We start from the raw sequence: 23,798 nt of genomic DNA, 5'->3' as shown, positions 1-23,798 counted from the left end.
CGACAAAAATTCATCACCATGATACGAAAAAATATACCCAATGCAATTACTCTGTTAAATTTATTTTTTGGGTTTGTAGGTATTATCGCCGTTTTTCAAAGCCGATTGAATATTGTTCTTATTTCGCTCACCGTTTCGTTGATTTTAGATTTTATCGACGGCTTTGCTGCTCGTTTGCTAAAAGCACAATCGGAAATTGGCAAACAATTAGATTCATTATCCGATGTTGTTTCTTTTGGGCTTTTGCCGGGGATAATGCTTTTCAGCATTTTATCGGACTTATGCAATAGCAACAGCCTTTTGCCGTACCTATCTGGATTAGTGCCTATGTTTACTGCCCTGCGATTGGCAAAATTTAATTTAGACCCCGAACAAGCACACTATTTTAAAGGATTACCAAGTCCGGCAAATGCAATTTTTATTGCTTCGTTTTATTGGCTGTATAATGTTTCGGTGAGTAATCCTATAAATACCTTACTTCAAAAGCTCACACAACAAAAGGTATTTATAATATTGCTGATTCTGGCATGTTGTTTTTTGTTAGTCTCCAATATAAAATTGGTATCTTTCAAAATGAAAGACTTTAGCATAAAAAACAACTATCTCCGATACATTGTTATATTCACATCGGTAATATCTGTAGCTTTTTTCGGAATAGGAGGAATTTCTCTTTCTGTAATTTTATACGTTGCTATATCGCAATATAAGCGCGATTTGATTAACTAAAAGCTCTATCTTAACTCAAAATTACTACCCAAGTATAATCTTCTGACCTGCTCATCGTTGGCAAGTTCGTGGGCTGTCCCCGATTTCAAAACCGAACCTTCGTACAGTAAATATGTTCGGTCGGTGATGCTTAAGGTTTCGTGTACATTATGGTCGGTAATCAAAACTCCGATATTTCTTTCTTTCAGTTTTACAACAATGTTTTGAATATCTTCAACCGCAATAGGGTCGACGCCGGCGAAAGGTTCGTCCAAAAGAATAAATTTAGGGTCGTTGGCTAAGGCTCTGGCAATCTCTGTTCTTCTTCTTTCTCCACCCGACAACTGAATACCTTTACTTTTGCGAACATTGCCAAGTCCGAACTCCGATATTAGGTTTTCTAACTTTTCTTTTTGTTGAGCTTTGGTCAAATCGGTAAACTCCAAAATAGCTTTAATATTGTCTTCAACACTTAGTTTGCGAAAAACCGATGCTTCTTGCGATAAGTAGCCAATACCCAATTGAGCTCTACGATATATAGGCTCGCGAGTTATTTCTCTTTCGTTAAGGAAAACTTTTCCCGAAAGCGGCTGAATAAGTCCCACTATTATGTAAAACGAAGTTGTTTTACCTGCTCCATTCGGACCAAGCAACCCAACAATTTCGCCCTGGCTAACTTCTATCGATACCTTATTTACAACAACCCTGTTGCGGTATTTTTTTACAATATCCTGTGTTCGAAGTAACATTTATAAAACTATTTTTGCAAAGGTAGTAAAAAACTAAAAGTGCTGCATTTTCTATCGTTTTAAGATTTAATTTTATCAAAAAGGGAATTTTTTAGCTATTGCGTATAATTATTTGTAATGATGAACAGCAATAAAATCAGGTGAAATTAGTAACAAACACTATGCACGTATCATGCACATAAGCCGATTTATTTGTAATTGAGATTTTAGTATATATTTGCGCTCGAAAAAATATTTGAAAAATATTAGATAAAAAATTTTTTTTATTTCATTCACTTTTTATTACTTTTGTTTAATAAATGTAAAAACTTGATAAAAACGGTTAGAAAATGAAAAATTATAAGAACTATCCTTTAGCTAAAGATTTAAAAGCAATATTTGGTTTTGACTCTTTTAAAGGAGATCAGGAGGCTGTTATCCGAAATGTTTTATCCGGTAAAGACACATTTGTAATAATGCCAACGGGAGGCGGTAAGTCTATGTGCTTTCAATTACCCGCAATGATACTTCCCGGCACGGCTATTATTATTTCTCCTTTAATTTCGCTAATGAAAAATCAGGTAGATGCGATAAGACAATTTGGTGCGGAGCCTGGTGTAGCACATTTTTTGAATTCTTCATTAAATAAAAGCGAAATATCGCAGGTAAAAAATGACCTTGTAAGCGGCAAGACAAAACTTTTATACGTTGCACCCGAATCTCTGACAAAAGAAGATAATATTCTGTTTTTTAGAGATATAAAAATATCATTTTACGCTATAGACGAAGCTCACTGTATTTCGGAATGGGGTCACGATTTTAGACCCGAATACAGACGAATACGTCCAATTATTGAAGAAATAGGTCATAAAGTTCCCATAATGGCTCTTACGGCTACAGCTACTCCAAAAGTACAGCAAGATATTTTGAAGAATTTGGGCATGCAAGAGGCGTCTTTGTTCAAATCGTCGTTTGACAGAGCCAACCTGTACTACGAAGTCAGATACAAAGACAATAACATTAACAAGGAATTAATACGCTTTATACGCGAACATCACGGCAAATCGGGGATTATTTATTGTTTAAGCCGCAAATCGGTTGAAGACCTTGCCGACATGCTTGTTGCAAACGGAATTAAAGCTCTGCCCTATCACGCAGGTTTGGAATCGTCGGTTAGAGTTGCAAACCAAGACAAATTTTTGATGGAAGAAGTTGATGTTATTGTAGCAACTATAGCATTTGGTATGGGTATAGATAAGCCCGACGTACGCTACGTGATTCACTACGATATGCCCAAAAGTTTGGAAGGCTACTATCAGGAGACCGGAAGAAGCGGCAGAGACGATGGCGAAGGAATTTGCCTTGCTTTTTACTCGTACAAAGATATTGAAAAACTTGAAAAATTCAGTAAAAACAAAGGTGTAGCCGAACAGGAAATTTCGCATCTGTTGTTGGTTGAAGTGGTTTCGTACGCCGAATCTGCTATGTGCAGACGCAAACAATTATTGCACTACTTTGGCGAAGCCTACGATAAAGATAACTGTGGTAACTGCGATAACTGCTTAAACCCGAAAAGCCAAATTGACGGTATAGAATACATCGAGCTTGCCCTTGAAACAATATTGGCAACAAAAGAACTTTGCAAAGCCAAACATCTTGTCAATATTCTTATTGGAAAAATGAGCTCCAACATAAAAACTTACAAACATCACAAATTAGAAATGTTTGGCAAAGGTATGGGTAATAGCGAACGCTTTTGGGACGGCGTAGTCAGACAAATGCTTGTTGAAGAACTTATTACAAAAGATGTCGAAAACTACGGAATACTTAAGGTTACTCCTGCCGGACACAAATATCTCAAAACACCTTATTCTATCATGGTTACCGAAGATACCCTTGAAGACGACGGCGATAGCGATAACATTATCGGTGCCGGAGGCGGAAGTTCAGGATCGACTGATAAAGTGCTGTTTTCTATGCTCAAAGATTTGAGAAAAAACATAGCCAAAAAAGAAAATATCCCGCCATTTGTTATTTTTCAAGACCCTTCGTTGGAAGATATGACTATTCAATATCCGATAACGATGGAAGAAATGCAGCAAATTACAGGAGTTGGGCAAGGTAAAGCTCAAAAATATGCTCAACCGTTTTTAGACCTTATTAGCAGCTACGTTAAAGAAAACGATATTACTCGTCCTATGGATTTGGTTGTTAAAACTGTTGCAAACAAGTCGGGACAAAAAATTTATATTATTCAGAATATTGATAGACGTAAGTCGTTAGACGATATTGCTACTGCTAAAAACTTGAGCCTTGACGAGCTTTTAACTGAAATTGAATCTATTGTTGATTCGGGTACTAAAATTGATATTAGTTATTACATCAACGAAGTAATTGACCCTTATCATCAAGAGGAAATTATTGAATACTTCCAAAATGCAACATCCGACTCTGTACAAGAAGCTCACGTTGCATTGGGCGAGAATGAGTTTACAGAAGAAGAAATCAGACTTATGAGGATTAAATATATTTCTGAAATCGGCAACTAAATTAAAAACAACAAATAACAATTATAATATATGACTGACCAAATTAATGATTATACACCCGAAAACCCGATCGACGATAGCCATACAAACACTATCGCCGAACAAAACACAAACAAAAAAGACAACAAAAGTCTGATTGCACTTATTATAAGCATTATTGCTCTTGTGGGTGTTGTTGTTTTGCTTATAATGCAAACGGGAACAAAAACTGATAAAATCGACTTAACTCATAGTAAACTCAGTAGCAGTGGCGGTTTGAGGATTGCTTATATAAACAACGACAGCATTTTGCAAAACTATTCGTTGGTTAAAGAAATGCATGAGCAATTAGAAAGTAAAACCAAGAGATATGAAAACGATATTGCTTCAAAGATGAAAGTTTTGGAAAAAGAAGTTGCTTATTTTGAAGAACAAGTTCAAAAACAAACTATTAGCAACGAAAGTGCTCAAGAAATTTACGCTCAGATTATGCAAAAGCAACAAGACATATATAAGTTACAAGAACAATATTCGTTGCAGCTGCAGAAGGAAGAGTTGGAGCTTAATATTGCTCTTATCGATACTGTTATGAATTTTTTGAACAGATATAACCACAACTACAAATTCGACTATATTCTTGGTATCAATAAAGGTGGTAATGTTCTGTTGGCAAACGATACACTCGATATTACCGACAAAGTTTTGAAAGAACTAAACGAAGAATATCGAATTAAAAATAAATCGAAAAAATAATTGCATTTGCGTACAAAGTCATTAATAATATTGCTGTTGGCAATACTCACAGTTTCGTGTGGATATTGGGAAAGAAAGCGACAAAACATACTTCCCGAAAGAGATGTTGTTGATTTGCTAACCGACTTGTACATTACCAATTCTTACATACACACTTCGAAAGACAGTTTGGTTTTGGCAGGCAGAAGCGACTCATTGTGGAATAGAGCCGTTTTTACTACTGTTTTTGAAGAGCATAATACCACACCCGAAGAACTGCAAAAAAGTTTGTTGTACTATTCATCGAAACTTAAAACTTTAGAAAATATATACGACGAAGTTATAGCCAAACTTGTGGTTATTGAAGCGGAAAATCAGGCTGCGCAACAGCAGATACCGAATTAAACACATCTGAGCAAATCAACAATAGCTTTGGTATATTCAGGCGTTGAGCCGCAGCAGCTTCCAACAATCTTTACATTGTAATTTTTGCTTAATTCAAAAAGCATTTCAGCTATTTGTGTTGCCGACATTAAAAAATTGCCGTCTTCGCCAATAATACCTGCCGAAGGCGAAATTACAAACGGAATATCAACAAGTGCCGACATGTTAGTTAGAAAATTATTTAAAGTCGAATAATCGTAGTTGCAATTCACACCACAAGCCATTATAGGAAACTTTTTTAATATATCGGCTACGTTTTCTATGGGAGTATTATCAATCAAAACATTGCCCGCCTGATTTAGCGAAAATGTAATAATGATTTTTGGTTCTGTATTTAACTTTTCAAAAGCATTTTTTACCGCATTTAAGGCAATTGCCGTATTTTCAGAGATAAAAAATGTTTCTAACCAAATAAAATCAACCTTGGCATCAATCAATATCTCGGCTTGCCGAAAGCAACTGTTTTCGTAATCAGAAGGAGAAATATAATTTAATTTTAGTTTCTCAGCTTTTTCTTTATCAATACAAAAATCGCTTGAACCAATATTTCCGGCAACGTAACGAACAATATCGGGAGTTAACGCATTCCATTTATCTCTGCAATCATTAGCGATTTTGGCTGCTGTACGATTAATTTCTTCAAATTCATTACCAAAACCGTATTTATTCAAACTCACATACTGCGAGTTAAAGGTGTTAGTCTTTATAATGTTGGCTCCTGCTCTATAATAATTGTCGTGCGCTTTTTTAACCAAATCGGGATTGTTTATGTTAAGCAAATCGGTTAGTTGAACGCTTTGGCTATTGTTCAACTCGTTTAATAGATATGTGCCTGTAGCACCATCGGCAATTAATATATTTGAAATCATAACATCAGGGTTTAATGGCTCTGAGTACTTCGCGTTTACCTGCCGGTCCGGGCAGTTTTTCAATAACAAATCCCGACTGCTTTAAGTTTTGCTTAACAACACCCTTGCACGAATATGTTACAAGTACACCACCTTTGTCCATTGCTTTGTAAAGCTTTGTAAAAACCTGCTCGCTCCACATTTCGGGCTGAGCCATGTAGTCGAAAGCATCGAAATACACGAGATTATAAAAACTATCGGGTAATTTTACATTCTGTACAGTTTCGTGAATTTTAGTCAGAGTAAAGTTTTCGCCAAGCTCACATGGTTCGGATTGACTTATTCCGCAAAACTTCTCAATATCTGTTTGGTTTATATTGGCATTAGATAACACCGAACTAATGACGCTGTTCTGCAAGGGAAAAGCTTCGACAGCATCGTATTTTACTGTTATATCCGATGAGTTTCTAACTCTGTTTAACGTAAGTAAAACATTGAGTCCTGTTCCGTATCCGATTTCCAAAATATTTATGGTTTTTGAATTTTTAATACAGAAATCGAGTCCGTATTCAATAAAAACCAACATTGATTCGGAAACAGCACCGTTTACAGAATGATAATGCTGATTGACTTCTTTGTTGTACAAAGTTGCGGAACCGTCGAGAGTATTTACTATTTCAACCACGCTGAAAGGATATAGTTTCAAATTACCTAATAATCATACTATTAATAGCAACTATTGAGTCGTTAGAATTCCATTGGTCGTACAGATGACTACTCAGAGTGCCGAATAAATAGAATTTATATCCGTCACAAACTAAAAAACTTGTATCGTCAACTCTTGCTAATAATGTATTGTTTGATTTGATGCCGGCAACTAACGAAGGTGCGGTATTTCCTATTACATACCTATATACACCCCGGTTTGTCGCGAAAATATAAATATTATCCGTTTTGATAACTCTTGAAACAGTTTGATCGTCTAATATATACAGCTGCTCAAGCTTATGCTGATACGGATTATAAAGCATAACATATGTGTCGTTCCGGCTTTTTGCAAAAACTATCGCGTTGTTGGTTCCGTTGATACTAGACACCAAATACGGATTTTGTTCGCACAAAAAAACATCTATATACGAATAGCCGTACTTGTATATTGCATACAGTTTAGAATTGTTTATAAATCTATTTTGATTTGCAAAAATCACATAATCGTTGGTTTCGGTGATACTATAAACTACCTCCGAACTTGAAGGCTCTATTGTGGAATTTAGTGTAGAAAAAAACAACATTCCGTTAGATGCGTACCCTTTTACCGCCCACGGGTTCTTATCGCCAACGTATAAAGTGGGAGGAATAAAATTCATGGTGGTAAAAAATGATTCTAGACTTGAAATACCTTCGGAAGCAATGCTATGTAACAATTCTCCTGTAGAGTAATTATAGGCTTTTATTCCGTCGAAACTTCCCGTGTTCAAATATATTTGTTTAACGCTATTATCGAACTCAACACCGGTAAGGCTGCCAAAATAGTCGAAATATTTGCTATACCTATAATTATCACCATAATATCCAACTTGATATTGTCGGTCGTTCACATACTTAACAACATTAATAATATTTCTGCCCGCTTCGTCTTTATCTATAAAAATATCAACAATTGCGTAATAATTTCTGCCGTTACTTACCAATATAACCTTAAAAGAGTAGGAACCGCCTATAAAATTATAATCATTCAAAGGAAATGAATTTTTGTAATTGTAATCTTCATCAACCAAGCGCATATCATCGAGAACAGCAACTATCTGCGAGTTCTGATTAACTATAACTATTTTTAAACTGCTTCCGCCCGATGCAAATTTTATATTTAAATCGCATTTTAAAGTGTCGGTAGTTAAATAAACATCATTTACAACAGGCGATAATATTTCAATAAAAGGCGTTTGCTCTTTTTCGGGTGTTTCGCATGAAAATAGTAAGAACAAAACTCCAAAAATAAATAGTAAGCTAATTTTGGGAAAATTATTCATACATCATTACTTTATTCATCACAAATGTAATAATTATCTGTAAAGCAGTATTTAATACTTACAAAATTTATAAATTTGTAAACAAAAACAAAACTATGGACAGAATTAAAAACATTCTATTTCTTGATATAGAAACCGTTCCCAATTGTTCGAAATTTGATTTGCTTAGCGAGCAAGAAAAATATCTGTGGCAAAAAAAGTCGCAGCAATTGAAATATTATAAGGACAATAATCCCGACGATGACCAAAATTACAATTACGAAAGAGCCGGCATTTACGCCGAATTTGGTAAAATTGTGTGTATTTCTGTGGGCTACTATGCAAATGATCAGTTCAGAATAAAAAGTTTTGCCGGACACGATGAAAAAGCTTTGCTTAACGATTTCGCAGCTCTGCTTAACAATTATTTTAACAAAAGCAACACCCAACTGTGTGCCCATAATGGCAAAGAATTCGACTTCCCGTATATTTCACGACGAATGATTATTCATAAGATAAAACTTCCTGCTGTTTTGGATAATAGCGGCAAAAAGCCGTGGGAAGTGAACCATTTAGACACTATGGAAATGTGGAAGTTCGGCGATTATAAAAATTACACTTCGTTGGAACTCTTAGCTTACATTATGAATATACCGACACCAAAATCGGATATTGACGGTAGTATGGTTGCCGATGTTTATTACAAAGAAAAGAATTTGGAAAGGATTGTAAATTACTGCAATATGGACGTTTTAACAGTAGCTCGTATATATTGTTATATGAAAAACTTGAGTTACATTGCCGACGAAGATGTTGTAGTTGTTTAATAATTTTAACAACATTAAAACGTTAATATTTATCGATTGTTATACTTTTGTAACACTGAATTTATTTAATAATTAAATCCTTTTGAAATGAAAAGATATAGTATAGTATTAGCAATTTTTGCAGTAGTTTTTTTAACCTTATCTCCAAAAACATACTCTCAGGTTTTTAAAAAGAAAAACAAGAGAGCTAAGACCGAAATTCCTACCGTAATGCTAAGCACCAACCAAGATACAATTAGCTACATAATTGGTGCAGATATTGCTAAAAATTTTAAAAATAACGGAATAGAAATAAATCTAAACTCCCTAATTGAAGGTCTGAAAGCCGGTCATAACGGCTACGATACGCTTTTTACCGTTCAGCAAATTCAAAACATAATGATGGAATGGCAACAAAGTGAAATGAAGAAGCAGGAAAAACTTGCCAAAGAAAACATCGAGAAAAATAAAAAATTGGGACAGGATTTTTTAGATGCTAATAAAGCCAAAGACGGCGTTATTGTTACGGAAAGCGGACTACAATATAAAATAATAAAACAAGGCGATGGCGAAAGCCCTAAAGCTACCGATATTATAAAAGTCCATTACAAAGGCACTTTAATCGACGGCACACAGTTCGACTCGTCGTACGACAGGGGCGAACCTACACAGTTCCCTTTAAACAGAGTAATTAAAGGTTGGACGGAAGGTTTACAACTTATGAAACCCGGAGCTCATTTTATTTTTTATATCCCTTCGGAATTGGCTTACGGCGACCATAAAACCGGTAACATTCCCGAAGCATCAACTCTAATTTTTGAAGTTGAGTTGCTAGAAGTTATTAAACAATAGACGAGGTGAAGGAGTTCCGAGTTTCGAGTTACGAGTTGCGAGTTACGTGTTGCGGGGTGCGCGGTGCAAGTACTGAGTTATGAGTTTCGAGTTAAGAGTATCTAAACTCAGAACTCCTAACTCAGAACTCAGAACTCATTACTTCATTCTTAACAATACCTTACCAAGTTCTTCGCCAACACCAACTCTATATCCTTCGGAATAATAATAAATTTCGCCGTTGGGTTGTAGAATTATAATAATTGGCATGTTGTGCTTGACTTCGCGTTTCATAAAGTTTTCAACTTCTTTTAAAAACACAAAATCATTGTCAACCACGTATTTGGCGTTTTTAGGCAAGTTTGGATAGTTGTCTTTGTTGATTTGCTTGCCTTCTTGCACACTTGATAGAGCAAAAATTACATTCGCTTTTTCGCTGTCAATGATGTTATTTAAATCACCAATGTCTTTTAAAACGTGGCGCGACGGCTCTCTTGAAGGATCTAACCATAAAAATAAAGAAATGTTATCGCCTATCAAATCTTTAACATTTACTTTTTGTTCCGAATACAATTCGGTTAAATCGTAATTTAAGTTAGATATTGCACCAATAGCTTCGGGCTTTTCGGTGTTTTGCCTAATAACAACATTTACAACGCTTGTTTCCTTTGGCAATACTTCAAAATAAGTAACATTGGTAAGAACGCTGCCGTCGGTTTGTCGGTTACCTGTGGTTAATCTGTACATTCCGGATTCAACTTCAACAGGATAATCGAACTCGCTAAGCGGTTTACCGGAATCAAAGCTTACAGTCCTGAAACGATTATCTATAAGTCGGGCAATTGTAAAATTAGTAGAATACTTGGGGTCTGTACTCTTATCTTCGTTTTTAAACACAATATAACCCCTTTCGGCATTGTCTTCTTCGCCGCTATCATCTTTATAAAAGCTAACATTTATCCATTTATTTCCGTCATAATATTGAGGAGTGCCTGTTTCTTTGTTAACCCTTGCCATATGTCCTAATGAGCGTGCAACAGCAACGTAAAAAATATTAACAGAGCGAGTATCGGCAACTTTAAGCTTATGAACTCCAATAGGACTTAGCGGAGCACGCGAATGCATATTGGCTTCGGTGTTTAATACTATATTATCGGTTATCCAATTAATAAGCACTTCTTCGTCTAAATTATACTTTTCAACAAAATCTTCGGGAAAAGCCTCTTGCAAATAGTTACGCCACGGGGTTAGAAGTTCGTACTCAATACGAGGGCTTAACACGTATTTGGCATACATCTCGGGCTCATTTTTCGGATATTTGTCCACGTACTTCAAACCGTAATTTAAATGATTTTCTAGTACCTGTTGCGGAGTATCTCTCAAATCTTTATTACTAACATTTTGCAACAATCTTACAGCCCAAGTTTTATTTTCGAAAGTTACTTGTTTCAAAAATTCGGCTATATTTTCCCAATTGCCATAAGATTCTTTAAATATAGGCGATAAGAGTTGTTCAGGATAACCGTTTTCGGCTGCAAATTTTGCCACAAAAGCCGAATCGGCAAAAGTATTTATGTAGCTGTTTCTGATAGAATCTTCGTAGGCAAGACGCTTTTCGTTTTGTTTAACAAGTTCGTCTGAAACCTTTGGTGGATAAGGTGTTCTTTCTATAGGAGGATAAGCATCAAATACAAAATCGGCTTTTGGGAAAATATTGTTAATAGTAACAACAACGGTATCAGCTTCGCCCATTCTAACAGTTTTACTTCCAAATCCTTTTTCCGAATGCGAAGCAGATATCAGCATATCGCCCATTCCTGAATTGAAATTTACATATCCGCCGTCATCGGTAATTTTCTTTGCTATAGTATGAAACTGAGCGTAATTGTACAGTCCAAACTCAACATCGGCAGATGCAACAGGCTTTAAATCGTCTTCCACAACTTTAATGACTATATCGGCAGTTTGAGCGTATTTGTCGGTAACATTTAATTCGGAAAATCTTTTTTCGTCGGTAATTACCATTTCCTTACCCGAATATTTTCCGTAAGCTCTTGTGTGGACAAGCATAGCTCTACGTGCGGGCTCGGTAAACCAACCCATATCCAATTCGGGTTCTGGTTCGCAAGCTCCCAAATAGTACCAGGTGCCGTCAATCCATACTTCTACCCAAGCATGATTACTATCGGTATGACCCCATTTAGGAGTGTAAACCTGACGTGCAGGAATACATACTGCACGCATTGCAGCTACGGTGAAGACAGATTCTTCGCCGCACCTTCCGAAAGAAGTTTTCATTGTTGCAAGCGGCGAACTTGTACGAGCATCGCCGGGCTGGTAATTAACTTTTTCGTGGCACCAGTGATTAATTTCAAGTGCGGCATCGTGCATAGTCATACCCTCAACTCGCTCTTTAAGTTCAGGATACATCAGGGTTCTGAAATCGTCAAGGTTTTCGTTGTTTGTCCTGATTGGCAAGACGTAATGCAGATAAACATCTTCGGGAATGTTTTTTCCCCACGACATTTCTTCAAGTGCTTTCAACGAAGTTCTAACATTGTTGAGAAAATAATCTCCGTCGTAATCGGCAAGGTCGCTCAAAGGCATGTATGCGTATAAGTACTCCATTGCTTGTCTTTCGGCAAGAGTTAATTCTTCGTCAAAAACCGAAAAAAGTTCCTGCTCGCGACCTTTGGCAAGTTCTTTCTGAACCAAAAGCATATTACTAATATCTTTTTTTAGTTCTTTGTTTTTAATCAACTTGTGTTGGTCATTGCACGAAAAAAGCAAAGCCGAAGCAATAATTAATAGTAATAATTTTTTCATTTTTCTATAATTTTAAAGTTTCACGATTTATTTTTTTTTATTTGAAAATGATTTCATCTGTAAACAACCAACACTTACCACCCGCTCCTTTATGCCACGAAGGGCATTTGCCAACGGCTTTAGCTACTACTTTTACATATCGTGCGGTAGTGCTTTTTTTGTAAGTCAGCGCAAAATCGTAAGTTTTAGCTTCGTCTACTATTTGAAATTCATTAGGGACTTCTCCCAACGGTTGATAATCAACGCCATCGTCAGAAACATAATATTCGACTTTGGTCGGCAAAAATATCCAAGCGTTTTCGTCGGAAAGGAAGCCGGTAGCAACAGTGTTAAAAGTTTTGGGTTGTTTGAACTCAACAACTGCTTCAAAATCATCTTCTTGAAAGCCTAACCAACCAACGACCCTAAAGTCGGGAACACATCTGATATTGTCCATAAGATTTAAGGAACCGCCCGATGAATAATGCTTTGCAGGTTCGATAAGAAGTGTTATATCTCTGTCGTCGTTCAGTTTATAATACTCTGAAGTAATTGTTTTAGATTTTAGATTACCTTTTTTGGCATAAAAATGCAGTTTGGCGTAGTCATCTTTAATGATGATTTGATTTTGGTATTTTACTGGGTACTCAACCTTATCGTTACGTTCGATAGAGTAATAAATATCAACATCGGGAATCTCAACGAAGTTAAGCACTAACGAGTCTTTATACGATTTTGGAGATGATTTTAGTGCGGGTACGGGCAAAATAATCTCGTCGGTTACAGAAGTTACCGGCTCATTTTTCTTGCCAACACCCCAATTTTTATTAGGTTCATTTGCAAGCGTAAACTTCATTTCGCCGCCTTTCATAATGGTATTATGTTTTATGTAAGATGCTTTATGCTTACGGTTGTTGATTTTCACATCTTGCACATAAAAATCGTTGGTATTATCACGCGAAGCGGAAATAACGAACTTCTTACCATTTTCAAGATTAATTGTAACCTTATCGAATAAAGGTGTGCCGATGGCGTAGTAATCAGCTCCGGGCGTAACCGGATAAAATCCCATAGCAGAAAACACAAACCAAGCCGACATCTGTCCGCAATCTTCATTACCTATCAGCCCTTCGGGCGAATTTGTGTACATGGTAGTCATAATTTCGTTTACACGATATTGTGTTTTCCATGGCTCGGATACGTAATTGTGAAGATAAGCAATGTGATGGCTTGGCTCATTGCCTTGAGCGTACTGTCCTATCAAGCCTGTGATATCAACTTGCTCTCTGCCTGTGGTTTTTTCGTCGGCTGCAAAAAGCATATCCAATTTATTTGCAAGTTGGGCTTTGCCTCCGTGCAAATCTATTAGTCCGCTAATATCGTGGACAGGTGCAAAACTGTACTGCCAAGAATTTGCCTCGGTATAGTTGGCGTTTACCTCGCATGGAGAGAATGGACTAACCCAACCACCATTGGTTTTGCCACGCATGAAACCTGTTTGAGTATCGAAAACATTTTTATAATTCTGACTTCTTTGGATAAAGTTTTTATACACATCATTATCTCCCAACGACTTGGCAAACATGGCTATACACCAATCATCGAAGCAGTATTCAAGAGTTTTGGAAACGCCCTCGGCTTCATCTTCTATTTCAATTAAACCTTTTTCGTGTAGAGCTTTCAGACCTTTGTTTCCTTCTCTGAAAGCACTTGTTTGCATGGCTTCCAATGCTTTTTTTGCGTCAAAATCGTTGATTCCTTTAAAGTAAGCGTCAACAATAGCCGGAACCGAATGATAGCCAATCATACAAAAGGTTTCGTTAGCCGATAATTCCCACACCGGAAGCAGTCCGCCTTTATCGTAGTGATTTAAAAAAGTTTTTATATAATCGAGAGTGCGTTTTTGGTCAATGATAGTCATTAGCGGATGCCAAGCCCTGTAAGTATCCCAAAGGGAAAACACAGTGTAATTATCGAAATCAATATCGTTGTGGACTTTCAAATCCATGCCTCTGTATTTTCCGTCAACATCTATGTAAATATTCGGACAAACCATTGTATGATAAAGTGCGGTGTAAAAAACCACCTTTTGGTCGTGTGTACCGCCTTCTACCACGATTTTTGAAAGTTCTTTATTCCACATATTTTTGGCATCAGCTACAACTTTTTCAAAATCCCAGTGCGGCAGTTCGGCATTAAGATTGTTCATAGCTCCTTGTGTGCTAACAGCCGATAAACCTACCTTTATAAGTATTTGCTTACCAACACTTTCATCAAAACGTAAACACGCTTTAAGGTTTTTGCTATCACCTATTTCAGTAATATTTTCGATGGTTTTGTTATCGTCAGAGAAAACAACTTCGGTAAATGGAACCGAAAATTTAATTACAAAATAAACATGTTGTTCTTTAGCCCAATAACGCGATATTCGTTTGCCTTCTATGGTCTTGTTATCAATGATTTTAAAACTTGAACTTAGAACCTCGTCGCGGTGAAAAAGGTCTATTAAAATATTTTTTTCTGAATTGTTATTGAAAGTATATTTGTGCATACCAACCCTTTTGGTAGCAGTAAGTTCGACGTTAATATCGTAATCGCTTAGCAAAACCTTGTAATGTCCGGCTTTTGCTACTTCGTTGTCGTGGCTAAACTGCGACCCATAACCTCTTTTACCATCTGCTCCATTGTTCCAGACAATTTCTCCATTGTAAGGAGCAATAAGTACATCGCAGTAATCTGGAACACCTGTACCACTTAAGTGCGTATGACTAAAACCGTAAATGTATTTGTCGGTGTAATGGTAACCTCCACAGCCGTCCCATCCTTCAAGGCGAGTATCAGGACTAAGCTGAACCATACCAAAAGGAACGGTAGCTCCCGGGTACGTATGACCATGCGCACCTGTACCAATAAGCGGATTAACGTAGTTACTTAAATCTTCTTGAGAATAAGCTAAAGTTTGTAAAATGATTAAAAGCGAAAGAAGTATGTACGATTTTTTCATTATCTGTTGTATTTATGTTGTACAATTTTTTTGTAAAGATATAAATAATAATAAAATGTCGTCTTGATTTTGGTTTTTAATTTAGTAGGTATATTGCTATTGGAGTACATGCCGTAACAACCCTACCAATGCAATAGCTTAGTTCTATTAAAAAAATAGTTTGCTATAAATAAAATAAATGGAACATAGCGATTACAATATCATAAAATCCTATATTGACATTGCCTTCGATATATAAGCCGGTGCGATAAGCAAATTTAATAATTTATGAAAAAAAAGAATAAAATTCGACAATATTTTCAAGTGTGTTTGAAAATATTTATATTTGCAAAAAATATTCAACCATGATTGAAATAATTAACTCAATAAGAAAGTACAATTTTTGGAATAATAATACTATAGATATAGGTTATTCACGTACATTTTATACAGATAAAATTGGTCAATACGTAGGCAATAAATTAGTAAAAGTACTTGTCGGACAACGTCGTGCGGGTAAAAGCTACATATTACGTCAAATTGCATCCAAATTAATATCTGCAGGTGTAAAAAATGAAAATATTCTTTACATAAACAAAGAATATATAGAGCTATCAGCTTTACGAAGTGCCACAGAGTTAGAACAATTGTACAAAGCATATAGAGAAGTACTAAATCCTAATGGTAAAGTCTATATTTTTATTGATGAAATACAATATATTGAAGAATGGGAACGCTTTGTAAACTCTCACTCTCAAGACTTTGCAGAGCCTTGTGAGCTTTTTATCAGTGGTTCAAATTCCAAGCTACTTTCCGGAGAATTAGCCACACTATTGTCGGGTCGATATGTTGAGTTTGAAGTATTTCCATATAGTTATATTGAATTTTGCGGGGTTACACAACAAGAAAAAGGCAGTGATAGTTATAAAAAATTCCTTCAAAGCGGAGCTTTACCTGAACTATTTAATTTACCTAGTAATGAAATGAAACAAAATTACGTGTCTTCCATTAAAGACACTGTGATGTTGCGTGATATAGTATCAAGATATAATGTAAAAGATGTAAAGCTATTAGATGATTTGTTTGTTTATTTAGTAAATACAGCATCTAATCTAATCTCGATAACAAACATCATCAATTATTTTGCATCCAAAAAGCGAAAAACGAACTACGAAACGCTTTCATCGTATATTAGTTATTTGGAAAGTTCATTTCTTATTCATCGTGCCGAGCGATACAACATAAAAGGCAAAGACACCATTTCTGGCAACAGCAAATACTATATTAATGATTTAAGCTACCGAAATTATCTTTATGCCGGCTACGGATACGGAATTGGATATCTTTTGGAAAATGCAGTTTATTTGGGCTTGCGACGTGTTGGATACCAAGTTTATGTGGGAACAATAAAAGATACGGAAGTTGATTTTGTGGCAATAAAAGGCGACAAAAAGCTCTATTTACAGGTAACTCTCAATCTTACCGAAGAGCGTACAATGGAGAGAGAGTACCGTTCATTAAAGCTCATAGATGATAATTTTGATAAGTTTGTAGTAAGTATGGATGATTACAAAATACCCACCCATGAAGGAATCGAACATATATCTGCGTGGAAATTGGAAGATTATCTGAATAGTATATAAAAGGTCTGAAAACGAAAAAGCAGTGAGAAAAATTAAATGAAACTATTGGTTGCGTGGTGTCCCGAAGTTTCGGGACGGGTTGCGTGGTTAATTGTGAGTTCTGAGTTAGGAGTTACGGCGCCCACGATATGTAAGCCAGTGCGATAAGCAAATTTAATCAACTGTAAATGCTGATTAAAAGCTTTTCTACACTTATACATAAAATAAGCAATAAAATTTCAAATTATTACATGTATATCTGCAATATTTGCTATTTATGCGAAAAATAATACAAAAAAAAGTGTCGCAACTTTGGTATTGCGACACTTTTTGTGTTGTTTGCGGTCCGGACGGGACTCGAACCCGCGACCCCGTGCGTGACAGGCACGTATTCTAACCAAACTGAACTACCGAACCGTTTCAAATTGGACTTGCAAATATACTCCTTTTTCGTAAATAACAAACTTTTTGTAATTTTATTTTTAACTTAAATTTAATTTGTGTATTTAAAGTGCTGATTATCAGAAATATAATAAAAGCGTTTTGCAATCCCAATAATTGACTTCCAACAATAAAAAAGCTAAATAATTTCGATTACTAAAAATATTCAACGATCTACTCAAACCTACCACATATACTAGCGTAGTCGCAGTAGTTACATGCTTTTGTATCTTCAGTTGCAATAAAATCAACGTTGGGGTTTATCATTTCTAAGACTACGCTTCTGACAACATCTTTAAAATTGTCAATCTTTTCAGCATTAATGTCGTTATCACCTAAAATATTGGCTTTTATGTAATCACTTTTATATTTTACAAAACTGATATTACCGATTGTAAAATTGCCTTCAACAATTTTATTTTCGCTGACAAGCAGAGCATAAAACATAAGTTGGAATGCCTTGCTTTTTTTACTATTTGTAAATTCTTCAAAATCTCCAACTTTAATATCTTTTTCCTCGACTAATCCCGTTTTGTAGTCGATAACTCGCACTTCGCCGCTTGTTTTATCTATTCTGTCGATAATTCCAAACAAATTAACTTCTATGGTTTTATCAGTATTTGAAAGTTCAACATTTAGTTTGGCTGTCAGTCCATCTTCAACGGATATTAGATGAATATCGTTTTTTTGTGTGAAAATAGCTTGTGATTTTACAAATTCTTCAACATATCTTACAGCTATTTTTTTCACAAGAAAGTTTAAGCCTTGCTCGTGGTTTACCTTAACAAATTTTTCGTCAATTGCGTTGGTTATATACTTGGGAACATTATTAATCTCCGAAAATAAAGCATTGCTATTGATTTTTTTCCCAACAAAAGGTGAGTAAATCGTTTTTAGAGCTTCGTGGACTATCGTGCCGAGTTCTGAATAGCCAATCTGAACAACATCCGAATCGGATTTTGATTTTAGCCGCAGCAAATATTCATAACAAAACTTCAAACTGCATTCAATGTAGGTGTTTAAAGACGAAGCCGACAATCCGCTTTCAAACTTGGAGTATAAAATCTCCAAAAGTTCTTTAGTTTTTTCTTGTCTGCGAAGTGTTGGCTCTACGTAATTAACTTGGTCGGCTATAAAGTTTTCGGCGATATTAATTTTAGTGTTTTTGTAAGGAAGTTCGTAAAACAATTGCGTAATAAAACGACTTTTTTCTTTGGCAGAAATTTCGCCTGTCGAAGTTTCTACATAAAACATTATAACATTTTTTGCTCTTTGCAAAAGTCGGTAGAAATGATAAGCAAATATTGAGTTTTTCTGCGATTTATCGGGCAACTTGAAACCTTTTCGCAACGAATAAAGTATAAAAGTATCATTCAGAGTGTTTTTCGGCAAAGAACCTTCGTTAAGCGATAACATTATGATATTGTCGAAATCTAAGAGTCGAGTCTCGAGCATTCCCAATATTTGAACACCTTGCAACGGCTCGCCTTCAAAGGGAATGCTGGCTTGTCTCAGATGAATATCAATGATATTCAACAACGACGAATACTCAATATTAAGATTGTTTTCAGTCAGAATATCAACCAAAGCGTTCAGCTTCAATATTGCAAATGCTGCGTACTCTTTAGTGTCAGACTTTATTATCTTTTCCGAAAACAAATTATTATCTTGCTGCTCCGATTGCGTATAAATAAGTTCTAAAAGCTTTATAATATACTTGATAGCTTCCAAAGAATTTTCAGCAAAATGCTCGGCATTGAAGCTAAGGTCGTGATTGCCGAAGTATTTTAAAATAATTTCTTGCAAATAATTCGCGCCTATTTTAAAATCTTTAATTTCAATGGGTTCAATATCCGATTCATTGTTTCTCAACACATTCATCAAATTGTTGTTGAGCCAATCGGTAACAAGTTTTGACAAAAATTCGGGTTTTACTTTTTCGTCGGATTCCGACTTATGTTGAACCACAGAATACGCTTGATAAAAGACTGTTGCTACCGCTAGCACAAAGCTGTAAACCGAAGTGTTTGCAAAAGGATAACCCATGGTAACATTGAATTTGCTGATGCTATCGGGGAGCGAATTTAGCATAGGCAGCAACAAATTTTCGTCGGGTAAAACAAGAGCGGTTGAGTTTTCGTCTATTCCTTTTTGTATCCACTCGTTCAAGAAATGCCCTGCATACTTAGTTAGCGAAGTGTTTGATGAAACAAGATAAACTTCAACGTTTTTCTCTATTTCCGAAAAATTATTCTCAATCCATTTGAATTCGCCGAAAGTTTTGTTTTTATAATACTGTCGCAAAAAGTAGCCGCTTTCTTGGTTATCATCGTCCATGTAGTAATTATCGGCATCGAACAGCACTTCAGCTTTATTTTGCTTATACAAGGTTTTAATTAGTTTTTCTTCGGCAGGAGTAAGTGCATTAAACCCTACAAAGTATATTTTATCGTATTTGCTAAAAGTTTCATCGTCCAAATTCTCAACCAAATTGCGTATTATCATACCCCAATAACCAATATTTTTGCTTTTCAAATTCGAAACGTAAGCGGTATAGCAATCGGCAAACGAAGAAAAGAATTTTATGTATTGTTCTTGAAAAGGTGTGATGTTTTCATAATCTAAATTTAGCTCTTCTATGACTTTAATATCGGTCAATGTTTTGAACAGCTTTACAGCATCGGCTAAATATTGGTCGATTTCGTCAAAGTCGTTCAACAAAACATTTCCCCAATTCAAAAACTCGCCAAAAGTAGCGGTGTAACTGCTGTTTGACTGCCTGTACGAAAAATACAACTGAGCCAAAAGCGTGAGTTTATCGGCACTTTTGTAGTTAGAATGCGAAACGACAAAGTCTTCCAACGACAGCATTTGCGGCAACCAAGTTGGTTTGTCTATCATTTCCGAAAAATATTGCTTCAAATACACAATGGCACGTCTGTTTGGTAATACAACAACTGAATTTTGTAAAACAGCGTCATTTTTCAGTATATGTTCGGCAACTTTTTTTAAAAAATTGGTCATAAAAGCAATTACTTATAAATTTTATTTATCAATTTGTCGGCAGTTTCGATGTTTTCCGGCTTTCCTACATCCAACCAATTTTCGATATTATGCTCGTAAATTCCGATTTTTTTATAAAAAAATGGTTGCAAATATGCATCAATAATGGAAAACTTACCTTTTAGATTTATCATGCTAATAAACTTTTTGTCGATGATTTGTATTCCCGAAAAAGCCAAGAGCCGACTATTATTAAGTTTGTCGGTTATAAAAATTTTTTCATCGGTTATTTGATTTGTCCATCCGGCAAGGTAATTATTTTCATCAACCATAAACTTTCGGTTAGTGTTTCTATCGCCTACGGCAAGAGTTACCAAATTATTGGTACTATTGTGATACTCAATAAAATCGTGATAATTGATATCGCAGATTATATCAACATTTTGAACTAAAATTAAATCGCAATCATCGAAATAGCGTGATGCAAAAAGCAGACCTCCGCCTGTATCCAAAAGCTGTTTACTTTCGTTTGAAATTGTAATATTGCTTCCGAAATTATTGTTTTCCGATAGAAAATCAATAATCTTATCGGCAAAATGATGCACATTTATAACAACATCATAAATATTGAATTTTTGCAGATGCTTGATTTGCCATTCCAACAAAGGCTTTCCGTTGATAGCAACCAATGCCTTAGGATTATCTTCCGTAAGATGTTTTAATCGGGTACCCAAACCTGCAGCAAAAATCATTGCTTTCATAATCGGCTATTTATTAATATTTTGCGCTGTATGCGAGAGTTTGACAATTATTTGACTGTCGGCTTTAAAATAATCGGCAATTTTTTGAGCTATATAAACTGAACGGTGCTGCCCGCCTGTGCATCCAAAATTGACTTGCAAATTAGTAAAACCTCTGTCTTTGTAATTATCGATGTGGCATGCAATTATTTTTACAATTTGCTGACAATATTCCTCAACTTCGGGATAATTGGCAAAAAACTCCTTAACCCCTGTATCCAAACCGTTAAGCGTTTTGTACTCCTCGTACCTGCCCGGATTTGGTAAACCTCTGCAATCGAAAACGTAGCCACCGCCATTGCCCGAATAGTCGTGTGGTAAACCTTTTTTGAAAGAAAAACTGTTAATTTCGACAGTAAGTTTATTGGAACTATTTGCAGAACCTATTTCGCTTTGCAGATTTAATAATAAGTTAAGACTCTTTTTAAGCTCAGGAATATTGATGCCAAAGTCCTCATTTTGTAAGTAGTTTTTCAGATTTTGAAGAGCCAAAGGAATACTCTGCATAAAGTGTGTTTTCTTTTGTATGTATCCCCTGTAACCATACGCTCCAAGCGTTTGCAAAATCCTAATTAAAGCAAAAAGTTTGTATTCGGAATAAAACTTATTTTTATCAATGTTAATTTTACCAGATAAAACGCTTAGGTAGTGTTCCACTAACTCATTCCTGAAACTATCAGGCAGCGACGCTTTGGCTTGGTACAAAAGAGAAACCAAGTCGTAGACTAAGGGACCTTTTCTCCCACCTTGGTAATCGATGAAATATAGTTTTGAGTCGCAAATCATAATGTTGCGTGCCTGAAAATCGCGATACATAAAATAATTATTGTCCGCCCGCGATAAGAACGAAACCAAGGTTTTAAAATCCTTATGCAACAAGTTTTCGTCGAAAGGAATATTGTGGTACTTCAAGAAATAGTACTTAAAGTAATACAAATCTTGTTTCATCGAATTAGTATCAAAAACTTTGTCGGGATAACAATAGTTGTAATCTATGTATTTATCTCCTTCAATTTGAAATTCGGCAAGTAAAGTAAGAGCTTGCTTGTAATATTTTTTGGTTTCTTCGGAAGGTTCATTATTGTTTCCTACAGTTTGCAGATGAAAATCCAACAACGAAGTATCGCCTAAGTCTTGGAGCAAATAATAGTTGGGATTATCGCCGATTTTATAAATTTCGGGGACAGGAAATCCTGCTTTTTTAAACGATTCAGAAAACGACAAAAAGGCTTTTGTTTCGCTTGGATTAGGACTGTATGCTCCAATGTATGAGCCGTTTTCTGTCGTTATGCGAAAATAAAGCCTATCGGAGCCTGCGTTTGTAAGTGGCTTTATGGTACAAACGTCTTGATTAGCCCAATTTGCAAATAATCTTTTTAGGTATTGTTGATGTTCGTTCACATTTATATTTTTACAATGCAAATGTAATGAAAACTTCTGTACAAAGAATATTTACTCGTACTCAATTTTGTAAAAAGCTTGGCATTAATCGAGTGTTTACTCGCTTTTCGGTTCAAGTTTTGTGAAGCTGACAGTTTTTGCTACTGCTTCAAGACTTCTGAGATAATTTCTTTTGTCGCCACTCGGGTTATAAACAAATCCGTCTATGTTGACAATTCTATTGTTAACAGTATCTATCAGCGTGTAATTCACAAATGGTCCGCCCATGAAGTCGCCATACGTTACCCACAAACCTTTGGTTTCAATTGCATAATAATTATTGATATACAACTGACTTTGTATCGGCTTGATGTTGTGTCGGTCAATCATCATATATGATCCGTCTATGGCTCCAGGGATATATTGTTTTGTGATTTCATCACGATAGTCGAGTATTTTGCCGTAATTCAACTGCGAAGTATCGGTATATGGCTGCACATATACTAAAACGCCTAAACTACTGGCGCTAGTTTCTATTCTTACCCACGAAAATTCTTTGTTCAAAATTCCAATACTATAATCGTTAGAAAACTTTAAAGCAACTCCTAAGCTATCGGCAATGCGCTTTCCGATTGCCGGATTAAGGTCTTTTTCAATAAGTTTTTGCGAACGAATAATTTCACCTTCTCTAAATAATTCACGAACTTTAGGAGCAAAAGTGGTAAAATGCTCGTCGAAATTTTCGTTGTCGGGAACGGTAATATAGATAACTCTTTGCGGAAATGCCCACACATCGTCGCGAGTTTTTACAACAGTTTTGTCAACTGTTTCATCTTTTTTGATAATGAGTACATTGTGATGAGCCTTTGACATTTTATCGAAAGATGTTTCGTTGAGATTGACAAGTGTAAATTCAGGCTCCGCCTGCGGCAAACCTGCGATTTCAACTCTAAGTTCGCGGTTCAATACGTCGTAATAGTAATCCTTATAAATATCAACGTCAGCTACTACAACTATTTCGTATGCTTTACCTTTGGAAGAAATTGCCTTGGGATCGCTTTTACACGAAAATAGCAATGATGCTACAACTACTGCCAAAATAATTTTAAATCCTTTCATAATATTATTTGTTT

The 23,798-nt window shown here is 35.7% G+C and carries 17 protein-coding genes and 1 tRNA gene; 7 read left to right on the top strand and 11 right to left on the bottom strand.

Features of this window, described 5'->3' with window-relative positions:
• On the top strand, positions 1-726 hold a 726-nt coding region (locus PHP31_04030; GenBank protein ID MDD3738442.1), incomplete at its 5' end, for a CDP-alcohol phosphatidyltransferase family protein.
• 5 nt (positions 727-731) lie between these two features.
• On the opposite strand, the gene lptB is transcribed toward PHP31_04030, so the two are convergent.
• Positions 732-1,454, bottom strand: a complete 723-nt coding sequence (gene lptB, locus PHP31_04025; protein MDD3738441.1) for an LPS export ABC transporter ATP-binding protein — start codon at positions 1,452-1,454, stop codon at positions 732-734.
• A 329-nt stretch (positions 1,455-1,783) separates the two neighbouring features.
• On the opposite strand from lptB, the gene recQ reads away from it, so the two are divergent.
• From recQ to PHP31_04010, 3 genes are read left to right on the top strand one after another with little or no spacing between them, the layout of a single operon-like run.
• Positions 1,784-3,982: a DNA helicase RecQ gene (gene recQ, locus PHP31_04020; GenBank protein ID MDD3738440.1), complete on the top strand. Its 2,199-nt coding sequence runs from the start codon at positions 1,784-1,786 to the stop codon at positions 3,980-3,982.
• Between the two features lie 30 nt (positions 3,983-4,012).
• Entirely contained in the window at positions 4,013-4,714 is a 702-nt protein-coding gene (locus PHP31_04015) for an OmpH family outer membrane protein (GenBank protein MDD3738439.1), read from the top strand.
• Between the two features lie 6 nt (positions 4,715-4,720).
• On the top strand, positions 4,721-5,098 hold the full coding sequence (locus PHP31_04010) for a DUF4296 domain-containing protein (protein ID MDD3738438.1): 378 nt from the start codon (positions 4,721-4,723) through the stop codon (positions 5,096-5,098).
• Here PHP31_04010 and PHP31_04005 read toward each other — a convergent pair.
• From PHP31_04005 to PHP31_03995, 3 genes are read right to left on the bottom strand one after another with little or no spacing between them, the layout of a single operon-like run.
• Positions 5,095-6,006: a homocysteine S-methyltransferase family protein gene (locus tag PHP31_04005; GenBank protein MDD3738437.1), complete on the bottom strand. Its 912-nt coding sequence runs from the start codon at positions 6,004-6,006 to the stop codon at positions 5,095-5,097. The genes PHP31_04010 and PHP31_04005 overlap by 4 nt on opposite strands.
• 4 nt (positions 6,007-6,010) lie before the next feature.
• Positions 6,011-6,691 carry a tRNA (5-methylaminomethyl-2-thiouridine)(34)-methyltransferase MnmD gene (mnmD, locus tag PHP31_04000; GenBank protein ID MDD3738436.1) on the bottom strand — a complete coding sequence of 227 codons (681 nt, stop codon included), beginning with the start codon at positions 6,689-6,691 and terminating at the stop codon, positions 6,011-6,013.
• A 1-nt stretch (position 6,692) separates the two neighbouring features.
• Entirely contained in the window at positions 6,693-8,015 is a 1,323-nt protein-coding gene (locus PHP31_03995; protein ID MDD3738435.1) for a hypothetical protein, read from the bottom strand.
• A 95-nt stretch (positions 8,016-8,110) separates the two neighbouring features.
• Here PHP31_03995 and PHP31_03990 point away from each other — a divergent pair, with 95 nt between their 5' ends.
• On the top strand, positions 8,111-8,821 hold the full coding sequence (locus PHP31_03990; GenBank protein MDD3738434.1) for a 3'-5' exonuclease: 711 nt from the start codon (positions 8,111-8,113) through the stop codon (positions 8,819-8,821).
• 87 nt (positions 8,822-8,908) lie between these two features.
• Entirely contained in the window at positions 8,909-9,652 is a 744-nt protein-coding gene (locus tag PHP31_03985; protein ID MDD3738433.1) for an FKBP-type peptidyl-prolyl cis-trans isomerase, read from the top strand.
• Between the two features lie 138 nt (positions 9,653-9,790).
• Here the strand turns inward: PHP31_03985 and PHP31_03980 are convergent, their stop codons facing one another.
• Positions 9,791-12,457: a transglutaminase-like domain-containing protein gene (locus tag PHP31_03980; protein ID MDD3738432.1), complete on the bottom strand. Its 2,667-nt coding sequence runs from the start codon at positions 12,455-12,457 to the stop codon at positions 9,791-9,793.
• A gap of 37 nt (positions 12,458-12,494) precedes the next feature.
• Positions 12,495-15,440: a GH92 family glycosyl hydrolase gene (locus PHP31_03975; GenBank protein MDD3738431.1), complete on the bottom strand. Its 2,946-nt coding sequence runs from the start codon at positions 15,438-15,440 to the stop codon at positions 12,495-12,497.
• A 344-nt stretch (positions 15,441-15,784) separates the two neighbouring features.
• On the opposite strand from PHP31_03975, the gene PHP31_03970 reads away from it, so the two are divergent.
• A complete protein-coding gene (locus PHP31_03970; GenBank protein ID MDD3738430.1) occupies positions 15,785-17,062 on the top strand; it encodes an ATP-binding protein in 1,278 nt (425 codons plus the stop codon).
• Between the two features lie 321 nt (positions 17,063-17,383).
• Here PHP31_03970 and PHP31_03965 read toward each other — a convergent pair.
• The 5 genes from PHP31_03965 to PHP31_03945 form a co-directional block, all read right to left on the bottom strand.
• Positions 17,384-17,458: transfer RNA gene (locus tag PHP31_03965), tRNA-Asp, on the bottom strand.
• A 198-nt stretch (positions 17,459-17,656) separates the two neighbouring features.
• Positions 17,657-20,506, bottom strand: coding sequence for a PD-(D/E)XK nuclease family protein (locus tag PHP31_03960; protein ID MDD3738429.1), 2,850 nt, complete (start codon positions 20,504-20,506; stop codon positions 17,657-17,659).
• 8 nt (positions 20,507-20,514) lie between these two features.
• The gene (locus PHP31_03955) at positions 20,515-21,246 is read right to left on the bottom strand and encodes a sugar phosphate nucleotidyltransferase (GenBank protein MDD3738428.1); all 732 of its coding nucleotides are present in this window, start codon (positions 21,244-21,246) and stop codon (positions 20,515-20,517) included.
• Between the two features lie 6 nt (positions 21,247-21,252).
• Entirely contained in the window at positions 21,253-22,686 is a 1,434-nt protein-coding gene (locus PHP31_03950; protein ID MDD3738427.1) for an RNase adapter RapZ, read from the bottom strand.
• A gap of 96 nt (positions 22,687-22,782) precedes the next feature.
• On the bottom strand, positions 22,783-23,784 hold the full coding sequence (locus tag PHP31_03945) for a DUF4837 family protein (protein MDD3738426.1): 1,002 nt from the start codon (positions 23,782-23,784) through the stop codon (positions 22,783-22,785).
• Positions 23,785-23,798: the final 14 nt, after the last annotated feature.

It is taken from the genome of Lentimicrobiaceae bacterium (assembly GCA_028697555.1).
Classification (GTDB): domain Bacteria; phylum Bacteroidota; class Bacteroidia; order Bacteroidales; family UBA4417; genus UBA4417.
Note: the sequence above shows the minus strand (reverse complement) of the source record. Positions and strands in the feature narration are given on the sequence as shown.